The sequence below is a fragment of the Streptomyces muensis genome (assembly GCF_021474425.1).
GTDB lineage: Bacteria > Actinomycetota > Actinomycetes > Streptomycetales > Streptomycetaceae > Streptomyces > Streptomyces muensis.
In genome coordinates, this window is the sequence record NZ_JAKEIP010000299.1 from 1 (window position 1) to 9366 (window position 9366).

The 9366-nt window shown below is 70.3% G+C and carries 6 protein-coding genes and 1 pseudogene; 2 read left to right on the forward strand and 5 right to left on the reverse strand.

What is annotated here, in order from left to right; all coding sequences use genetic code 11:
* Nucleotides 1–106 precede the first annotated feature (106 nt).
* Complete coding sequence (locus L0P92_RS38355; protein ID WP_234767755.1) at nt 107–2299, reverse strand: SpoIIE family protein phosphatase; 2193 nt, start codon at nt 2297–2299, stop codon at nt 107–109.
* A 171-nt stretch (nt 2300–2470) separates the two neighbouring features.
* On the opposite strand from L0P92_RS38355, the gene aspS reads away from it, so the two are divergent.
* Nucleotides 2471–4234 (forward strand): aspartate--tRNA ligase, encoded by a 1764-nt coding sequence (gene aspS, locus L0P92_RS38360; protein WP_234767756.1) that lies wholly within the window; start codon nt 2471–2473, stop codon nt 4232–4234.
* Nucleotides 4235–4500: 266 nt separating this feature from the next.
* On the forward strand, nt 4501–5820 hold the full coding sequence (locus L0P92_RS38365) for an MFS transporter (protein ID WP_234767757.1): 1320 nt from the start codon (nt 4501–4503) through the stop codon (nt 5818–5820).
* A gap of 6 nt (nt 5821–5826) precedes the next feature.
* Here L0P92_RS38365 and L0P92_RS38370 read toward each other — a convergent pair whose 3' ends face one another.
* From L0P92_RS38370 to L0P92_RS38385, 4 genes and pseudogenes are all read right to left on the reverse strand, one after another.
* Nucleotides 5827–7242: an FG-GAP-like repeat-containing protein gene (locus tag L0P92_RS38370; RefSeq protein WP_234767758.1), complete on the reverse strand. Its 1416-nt coding sequence runs from the start codon at nt 7240–7242 to the stop codon at nt 5827–5829.
* 119 nt (nt 7243–7361) lie between these two features.
* Nucleotides 7362–8060, reverse strand: coding sequence for a nucleotidyl transferase AbiEii/AbiGii toxin family protein (locus L0P92_RS38375; protein ID WP_234767759.1), 699 nt, complete (start codon nt 8058–8060; stop codon nt 7362–7364).
* Nucleotides 8061–8129: 69 nt separating this feature from the next.
* Nucleotides 8130–8514: pseudogene (locus tag L0P92_RS38380) on the reverse strand (PH domain-containing protein).
* Nucleotides 8515–8620: 106 nt separating this feature from the next.
* On the reverse strand, nt 8621–9097 hold the full coding sequence (locus tag L0P92_RS38385) for a hypothetical protein (protein ID WP_234767760.1): 477 nt from the start codon (nt 9095–9097) through the stop codon (nt 8621–8623).
* Nucleotides 9098–9366 lie beyond the last annotated feature (269 nt).

The window sequence follows — 9366 nt, forward strand, 5'->3', positions numbered from 1 at the left end:
TCTCGCTCTCGCCGGGATGCCGGGCGGGTACCGGGGAGGATGCGTCGCCGACGGCTCACCCCCCCTCCCTCGGCCTCGTAGCACTGGAACCGCACGCAGGCGCCTCTCAGGCCCGTGAGACCCCCGAGCTGTCCGCCCTCTCCTCGACCTCCGCGCCCTTCGCACCCCCGAGCCCCCCGGCGCCGTCCGCCTCGTAGAGCTCGAACCAGATGCTCTTGCCCTCGCCGCGCGGGTCCACGCCCCACGCCTGGGCCAGCATCTCGATGAGGATCAGGCCCCGGCCGGAGGAGGCCAGTTCGCCGGGGCGGCGTTTGTGGGGGAGGTCGTCGCTGGTGTCCGTGACCTCGACACGGATCCGGCGGTCGCCCGAAGCGCCCCGTACCTCGGCGAGGAGCAGGGCGTCGGCGTCGGTGTGGACGAGGACGTTGGTGAGCATCTCGGACAGGAGCAGCACCGCCGAGTCCACCTGGTCCTCGGAGGTCCAGTCGTGCAGCAGCTCCCGCAGTTGCTGACGGGCCACCGCGACCCGCTCCGGCTCGGCCTGGGCGACCGTGAGCATGGTGCGCCGGATCGTGGGCCGCACGGTGACCGGGGCGCCGCAGCCGCAGCCCTCCCCCTCCCGGCACAGCAGCAGCACCGCTATGTCGTCCTCGCGCCGGTCGGCGAGCGGGCCGGTGGTGTGGTGGGAGGAGGGGCCGTGGACGGCCTGGACGAGGGCGTCGGCGAGGGCCTCCAGGTCGCCGTCGTGGTCCTCCAGGATGGCGCGGATGCGCTTCCAGCCGGTCTCCAGGTCGTGGCCGCCGGTCTCGATCAGGCCGTCCGTGCAGATCAGCATGGTCTCGCCGGGTTCCAGGGTGATCCGGGTCGTCGGGTAGTCGGCGTCCGGGTCGATGCCGAGCGGGAGGCCGCCGGCCGTCGGACGGGCCAGCACCGTGCCGTCGCTCATCCGGATCGCCGGATCAGGGTGACCGGCGCGGGCGATGTCCAGCAGCCCGGTCACGGGGTCGACCTCGACATACAGGCAGGTCGCGAAGCGCAGCTCGGACGGGTCCTCGTCGAGGGAGCCGAACGTCATGCCGTGCAGAAAGCGCGAGGCACGGGAGAGGACGGCGTCGGGCCGGTGGCCCTCGGAGGCGTAGGCGCGCAGGGCGATGCGCAACTGGCCCATCAGGCCCGCCGCCCGCACGTCATGGCCCTGGACGTCACCGATGACCAGGGCGAACCGGCCGTTGGGCAGCGGGATCATGTCGTACCAGTCACCGCCGACCTGGAGCCCGCCCCCGGTCGGCACATAGCGGGCGGCCACGCTCATGCCGGGTATCTCGGGGCCGAGCTGTGGCAGCATCGAGCGCTGGAGGCCGTCCGTGAGCTCCCGCGCGGACTCGGCGGCCTCGGCGCGCGACAGGGCCTGGGCGAGCATCCGGGCGACCGTGGTCAGCACCGACCGTTCGTCGGGCGTGAACGCCACCGGATAGGTGAACGCCGCCATCCAGGCGCCCATCGTGCGGCCGGCCACGGTCAGCGGCAGAAACGCCCACGACTGCCGGTTGAAGTGCGCGGCCAGCGGCCAGGTGACCGGATAGCGGCCCTTGTACTGCTCGGGCGTGGACAGATACACGGCACGACCGGTGCGGACCACCTCGGCGGCCGGATAGTCGGTGGCCAGGGCCATGTGCGAGAAGGGACCCTCGTCGCCGGGCTGCTGGCCGTGGTGGCCGATGATCGTCAGGCGGTCGCCCGTGACGCCGAACACCGCGAGCCCGTCCGGTGAGAAGCCCGGCATCGACAGCCCGGCCGCGACCCGCAGGACCTCCTCCGTCGACCGTGCCTCGGCCAGCGCCCGGCCCGCGTCCAGCAGGAACGCCTCCCGCGAGCGCCGCCAGTCACCGGTGACCGCCGTACGCCCGGCAGGGGTCCCCGGCGTCGGTTCCGTGACCTCCTGGAGGGAGCCGGTCACCTCGTACGACCGTTTCTCCCGGTCGAAGGAGGCGTGGAAGCGGCTGCGGCCGACCCGGATGACCCGGCCCCGCTCGTCCATGATCCGCACCCGCACCTCGCCCAGCGTGCCCTCGGCGACGGCGAGCTGGATCACCCCGCTGATCTCGTTCCAGTCGACCGGGTGCAGACGGGCGCGCACCTGGGCCTGGCTGAGCGTGGCCTGCTCCGCGGGCAGCCCGAGCAGCCGTGCCGCCTCCGCGTCGACCGTGACCAGTCCCGTGGCGGTGTTCCAGTGCCACAGTCCGGTAGCGAGGGCGGCGAGAACCTCCCCCACGGCGGGCAGGGGCTCACCAGTGCGCATGCGCCCACTCTAGGAAGAGGTGATCGGACCCTGCCACCGAAGCTGTACAGGGCACCTGGTCATTAATGGTGGGGAGGCGATCTTGGGGTGCCCGGTAGGCTTGGGGCAGTTTCACGTGAAACACCGGCCGTGAGACGCAGACCCCGATCCGCGAAGACTGGATGAACGACGATGCATCGGTACAGGTCCCACACCTGCGGCGAGCTCCGCTCCTCTGACGTCGGCACCGACGTCCGGCTGAGTGGCTGGCTGCACAATCGGCGCGACCTGGGCGGCATCCTCTTCATCGATCTGCGCGACCACTACGGCATCACGCAGCTCGTCGCCCGTCCCGGCACGCCCGCGTACGAGGCCCTGGACAAGCTGACCAAGGAGTCGACGGTCCGCGTCGACGGCAAGGTCGTCTCCCGCGGCGCCGAGAACATCAACCCCGAGCTGCCCACCGGTGAGGTCGAGGTCGAGGTCGGCGAGGTCGAGCTGCTCGGCGCGGCCGCCCCGCTGCCGTTCACGATCAACACCGAGGACGGGGTCAACGAGGAGCGGCGCCTGGAGTACCGCTTCCTGGACCTGCGCCGCGAGCGCATGCACAAGAACATCCTGCTGCGTACGTCGGTCATCTCGGCGATCCGCCACAAGATGACGGCGCTGGGCTTCAACGAGATGGCGACGCCGATCCTGTCCGCGACCTCCCCCGAGGGCGCCCGTGACTTCGTCGTCCCCTCCCGCCTCAACCCGGGCAAGTTCTACGCCCTTCCGCAGGCGCCGCAGCAGTTCAAGCAGCTGCTGATGATCTCCGGCTTCGACCGCTACTTCCAGATCGCGCCCTGCTTCCGCGACGAGGACGCGCGCGCGGACCGCTCGCCGGGCGAGTTCTACCAGCTCGACATCGAGATGAGCTTCGTCGAGCAGGAGGACGTCTTCCAGCCCGTCGAGAAGCTGATGACCGAGCTGTTCGAGGAGTTCGGCAACGGCCGCCATGTCACGTCCCCGTTCCCGCGGATCCCGTTCCGCGAGGCGATGCTGAAGTACGGCTCCGACAAGCCGGACCTGCGCGCCCAGCTGGAGCTCGTCGACATCACCGACATCTTCGAGGGCTCGGAGTTCAAGGCGTTCGCCGGCAAGCACGTGCGCGCGCTGCCGGTGCCGGACGTCTCCGCGCAGCCCCGGAAGTTCTTCGACCAGCTCGGTGACTTCGCGGTCTCGCAGGGCGCCAAGGGCCTGGCCTGGGTGCGGGTGGCCGAGGACGGCTCGCTGTCCGGTCCGATCGCCAAGTTCCTCACCGAGGACAACGTCGCCGAGCTGACCAAGCGGCTCCAGCTCGCCGCCGGTCACGCCGTGTTCTTCGGCGCGGGCGAGTTCGACGAGGTCTCGAAGATCATGGGCGCGGTGCGGGTCGAGGCCGCCAAGCGGGCCGGGCACTTCGAGGAGGGCGTCTTCCGGTTCTGCTGGATCGTCGACTTCCCGATGTACGAGAAGGACGAGGACACCGGCGCCATCGACTTCTCGCACAACCCGTTCTCCATGCCGCAGGGCGGCCTTGAGGCCCTGGAGACCCAGGACCCGCTGGACATCCTGGGCTGGCAGTACGACATCGTCTGCAACGGCGTCGAGCTGTCCTCCGGCGCGATCCGGAACCACGAGCCGGAGATCATGCTCAAGGCCTTCGAGATCGCGGGCTACGACCGCGAGACCGTCGAGGAGAAGTTCGCCGGCATGCTCCGCGCCTTCCGCTTCGGCGCCCCGCCGCACGGCGGCATCGCCCCCGGCGTCGACCGCATCGTGATGCTCCTCGCCGACGAGCCCAACATCCGCGAGACCATCGCCTTCCCGCTCAACGGCAACGCCCAGGACCTGATGATGGGCGCGCCGACGGAGCTGGAGGAGACGCGGCTGAGGGAGCTGCACCTGTCGGTGCGCAAGCCGCAGCCGAAGTAGGACGTAGCAGGGAGGGTGGCCCGGAACCGGCGTCGGTTCCGGGCCACTTTCGTGTACAGCGCTCTCAGCCGGCGCTGCGGACGCGGACGTACGGGATGCGGGGCGGATGTGTGGCGAGACATCCGCCCCGCATTCACATGTATGGACATCCGCTCAAGCCGTTGACCCGGAAGTCTGGCCTCCGTAACGTTCCTCCGGCCCGTGTACGTGATTGTGATTCACGTATGTGCACGATGTGCACGATCTGCCTCCGAGGGGAGACAACGATGTCGGAAGTCGTGGTACCCGACGCCGAACGCCGCGCGGTCGGCAAGTTCCTGCGCCGGATGCTGCCGATCCTCGTTCTGATGCTGCTGGTCAACCAGATGGACCGGACGAACGTCGGGTTCGTGCAGGACGAGCTCAGGGCCGACGTCGGGGTGAGCGCCACCGCCTACGGCCTCGGTGCGGGGCTGTTCTTCATCGGCTACGCCCTGTTCGAGGTGCCCAGCAACATGCTGCTGGAGCGGTTCGGCGCCCGGGTCTGGCTGACCAGGATCATGATCACCTGGGGTGCGGTGATCGTGGCGATGTGCTTCATCCACAACGTGTGGATGTTCTACGCCCTGCGCTTCCTGCTCGGCGTCGCGGAGGCCGGCTTCTTCCCGGGCGTGCTGCTGTACTTCACCCAGTGGCTGCCCGACTCCAGCCGGGGCCGGGCGAGCGCGATCTTCCTGGGCGGCTCGGCGACGGCGTACATCGTGACCGGCCCGATCACGGGCGCCCTCCTCGAACTGCACGGCGTCGGCGGATTCGCCGGCTGGCGCTGGATGTTCGCGCTCGAAGGGCTGCTGTCGATCGTCGTCGGCTTCGTCGCGGGCTTCTTCCTCGTCTCCCGCATCGAGGACGCCAAGTGGCTGACGCGCCAGGAGAAGGACGCGCTGGGCGCGGCGGTCGCCCGCGACGAGGAGGCGCGCAGCCGGGCCCCGAAGGTGTCGCGGCTCAGGCTCCTCCTCCACCGGCAGGTCGCCCTGCTGACCGCCGTCTTCTTCGCGATGGCCCTCACCGGCTACGCCATCACCTTCTGGCTGCCGAGCCTGGTGGAGGAGATCGGCGGACTCTCCTCCTTCGAGGTCGGCCTGCTCTCCGCGATCCCGTGGATCTGCGCCGTGATCGCGATGTACACGGTCAGCCACTTCACCGACGGCACCCCCGACCGCCGCCCCTATCTCGCCGTCGCCCTCGTCCTGTCGGCCATCGGCACCTTCCTGGCCACCCTCGGCTCCCCCTGGTTCGGCCTCGCCGCCATCACACTGGCCGCGGTCGGCGGCAAGTGCGCGGCCACGCTGTACTGGCCGATGGCCCAGTCCGGCCTCGACCTGAAGATCGCCGCGCCGGGCCTGGCCGTCGTCAACTCCATCGGAAACCTGGGCGGCTTCGTCTCCCCCACCCTCTTCGGCTACCTCAAGGACACCACGGGCAGCACGAACGGGGGCCTGTACACCCTGTCGGCGGCGTCCGTCCTCGCCGTGTGCGGCGTGGCATTCATCAAACTGCCGCGGACGGCCGCCGCGCCGGCACCGGAGACGGCGCCGACCCGGGCGTGAACGCGGTCAGATCACCCAGAGCAGGCCGTTCCCGCCGAGGAGCGTGCCGTGCTGCTGGGTGAGGCCGACGGTGTTCGCCGTGAACAGGCGGCTGTTGGTCGCCGTCGGGCGCGAGGAGCCGCCGGGGAACACCCAGACGGCGCCGGTGAAGTTGTTCTCCTGCGCCGAGCTGACGAACAACTCGGGCCTGCCGTCCTTGTTCACATCTCCGGCGGAGACCGTCGTACCGAAGGCATCGTCGGTCTCCGAACCGCCGGGCACGCCGGAGGTGTCCTGGGTGAAGGCGTACGAGCCACTGCCGAGCGCCCCCGAGGCGCGGCCCGGGATCACGGTCACCATCCCCGCCCCGCGCTTTGTGCCCAGAGCCTCGTGAGGCGCGCCGACGACAAGGTCGGCCAGTCCGTCCCGGTTGAGGTCGGCCACGGCCAGGGAGCCGCCGAAGGCGTCGCCCTTCTCGCTCCCGCCGGGCACATAGGACGTGTTCTGCGTGATCTGCACGGGCCGCGCGTCGGCCGCGATGCCCGTCACCGAGCCGTACCAGACCAGCACCCGCCCGCCCGACGCGCCGTCGGCACCCGCGACTTCGGGTTCGTCCGGGTCGCCGACCGCGAGATCGGTGTGGCCGTCGCCGTTGATGTCACCGGTGGCGGCGATGAGACCGTTGCCGGCCTTCAGGGGAGACGGTGGAAACACGGGATCGATGTGGACCTCGCCGCCGGAGAGTCCGTGCAGGCGGGTGGTGACGACGACCCGGTCCGGCGTGGTGTTCCCGTCGAAGTCGCCGAGCGCGACGGTCTCCACGGCGGGGGTGTCCTGGTTGAACGTGGCCGAGCCGTAGGTGCCCGTGCGGCTGAACGGCCCCCGGAACAGGACCGATCCGTCGTATCCGCCGACCACGACCTGGGTCTTGGCGCCCGCGCCGGTGCTGAACGCGGCCACGTCCAGGCCGTAGTACGTCGGGGCGTCACTCGGCGTCGGCAGGTTCGTCCCGCTCGTCAGACCGCCCCTGCCGCCCCACAGCACGGTCACCAACCCCGCGTTCCCGCCATCGGCCGTGTCCTCGTACGGCGTGGAGACGACCAGGTCGGCATACCCGTCCCGGTTCAGGTCCGCCGTGGCGGTGGCGCCGCCGAAGCGGTCGTACGCCTCACTCGTGCCCGGAATCCCCGAGGTGTTCTGCGTGATGGTCCTGCGGCGCGTCGCCGACAGCCCGGAGGCCGAGCCGTACAGCACGACGACGGCACCCGCCGCCTCCTTGCCGGCCACGTTCGCGCCGGGCGCGGGCAGAACGGCGTCGCGGTAACCGTCGCCGTTGAAGTCACCGGGGACAGCCCCGTGCACGGCGGCGGCCGGCACGGCCGGCAGCAGTGACCCGGCGATCAGACCGACGACCATGAACGCGGACGTGCCCCATCTGCCCATGTGAGTCCCCTCCACCCCAGGCGCATCACCCGTGCGCCGACATCACGCGGCGATTGTAAAGCGAATCGTGGGCCATGGCTTCGGAGTTGATGCCGTCGACGGCCTACCGCAAGGCCTCCTCACGCCTCCCCGTCCGCCGGCGGCCTGAGTGCCTCCTCCTCCAGCAGTCGTTCCGCGATGTCGTCCGCCCACGTCCGGATCCAGCGGCGCAGGGCCGGTACCGAGTCCGCGTCGAGGCCGCCTGTCAGGAACTCGCGGTCGTGGAGGAGTTCCGTGGCCTCCAGGCGGGACTGGAGGTCCGCCAGGTCCAGTTCGTCCCAGGCGTGGCGGCGGCCGAGTTCCTCGAGGTCGGGGTAGCTCCAGTGGGCCGCGGCCAGGTAGACGTCGGCGACGTCGCGTGCGGTGCCGCGGTCGGTGACGGCGCGGACCTTGGTGCCGATGAGGTCCTCCAGGGCGAGGGCCGGGCCGAGGCCGGTCGTCACCGGGGGCCGCCAGAAGGTCTCCTTCAGCAGGTCGACGGCGCGTTCCGCATCCGTGTCGGGGTCCGTGACGAGCAGGCGGGCGGAGAGCGGGTCGGTCTCCACGGGGCGTACCCGCCAGCCGCGTTCCGTCAGACCGTGCCGGACCATGGCCGCGATCTGGTCCATGGGCTCGGGGTTCTCGGTCGCCAGTTCCAGCGGGCCCGTCACCAGCGCCTCCCGCGTGACCTCCGGGGGCAGACCGTGGGCCAGGACCGCGCAGTCGCCGGCCAGGACGAGCGGGTAGCGGGCACCGACGGCGAGGACGTCGGACAGGAGGTGGCGGGGCGGGGGCAGCATGGTGGCCCCGATTATCGCCGCCTCCCGCGGACCGGCGTCCCGCCGACATGCCGCCGTGTCCTTACGTCCTCACTTCGCCACGAACTGCGTGAGGATCGCCTGCACCTCGTAGATGTCCACGCCCTTGGTGAACGTCTTCTCGATCGGCGTCGCCGACCCCGAGAGCCAGATCTTCAGCTCGGCGTCCAGGTCGAAGGTGCCCGCGGTCTCCACCGCGATGGGGGTCCCCCCTCTGGGGGAGGGTGATGCTGCGGTACGGGATGGAGTGGTACTCCACCTTCTTGCCGGTGATGCCCTGCTTGTCGACCAGGATGAGACGGCGGTCGGTGAACAGGATGGTGTCCCGTATCAGCAGATACGCCGCGTGCACCTGCTCCCCGTGGCCCAGCAGCCGGGCGAAGTCCTGCTGCGCCTGACCGGTGTCGACGGTGTGCGCGTTTCCGAAGAGCGCCATGGATGGATCCCCCCACTTGATGGCGTGTGGCGGCCGATGGACGGCCTTGCGTGATCTTCGCAATGTATAGCGGCTCGGGGGCGGCCAGGCATAGGGGTGCAAACGATCAGGTGTCGTACGTGCCGTCCCAGGGCTCGCCGAAGCCCAGGTTCTGCGGAAGGAGCTCGGCCCACGCCTCGCCCTCGTCCTCCCCCGTCAGCAGGCCGAACAGCACGCCGTCGACGGTGAGTTGGAAGGGCCGGATCGCGATGTCCGTGTACGTACGGCGCGGAAGGCTGCGCAACAGGGTCGCGAGGTGGGCCCGGGCGCGGGCCAGCACCGAGTCGGGTCCGTGCGGGGCGCGCTGCTGCTCGGCCCAGGTGCCGGCGCACCAGATCTCCGACTCGCGGTACCTGCCCTCGGAGTCGAAGGTGTGCAGGACCGAATAGAGACGTTTGTGCTCTTCCCAGCCGGTGTCGAGGTCGAACCCCTTGGGGAAGGCGTACGTCACCGACCCCATGAACTGCCCGTCTGCGTAACAGCCGATCGCCTCGGTACGGCCGTGCGGCTCGTAGGCGATCGGGATGACCTCAGGGACTGCCATGGCGGAAACCATACGGTCGTGAAGGGGGGCATGGTGGCGGTGGGGGGCGATCGATGCCAAGCCAATGGGCAACATCCCCGTGATGTCCGCGACTTGACCACCGTTCAGTCAAAAGATTCACGGCAACCTTTCCGATCTCCGCGACCACGAAGGAGTCGGAAGCCCGCTCACCCGGGCCCGCTCGCCGGCGCGCGAGCCTCACCGAAGCACGTAAGGACTCATTCGTGGCATCCCCTTCGCACCGCTCCACCCCCGGCTCCGCCCCCCGC

What these genes read in the sequence shown, in the direction of transcription:
- L0P92_RS38355 (WP_234767755.1), bottom strand. Translation starts at nt 2,299, where the DNA reads ATGCGCACTGGTGAGCCCCTGCCCGCCGTGGGGGAGGTTCTCGCCGCC.
- aspS (WP_234767756.1), top strand. Translation starts at nt 2,471, where the DNA reads ATGCATCGGTACAGGTCCCACACCTGCGGCGAGCTCCGCTCCTCTGAC.
- L0P92_RS38365 (WP_234767757.1), top strand. Translation starts at nt 4,501, where the DNA reads ATGTCGGAAGTCGTGGTACCCGACGCCGAACGCCGCGCGGTCGGCAAG.
- L0P92_RS38370 (WP_234767758.1), bottom strand. Translation starts at nt 7,242, where the DNA reads ATGGGCAGATGGGGCACGTCCGCGTTCATGGTCGTCGGTCTGATCGCC.
- L0P92_RS38375 (WP_234767759.1), bottom strand. Translation starts at nt 8,060, where the DNA reads ATGCTGCCCCCGCCCCGCCACCTCCTGTCCGACGTCCTCGCCGTCGGT.
- L0P92_RS38385 (WP_234767760.1), bottom strand. Translation starts at nt 9,097, where the DNA reads ATGGCAGTCCCTGAGGTCATCCCGATCGCCTACGAGCCGCACGGCCGT.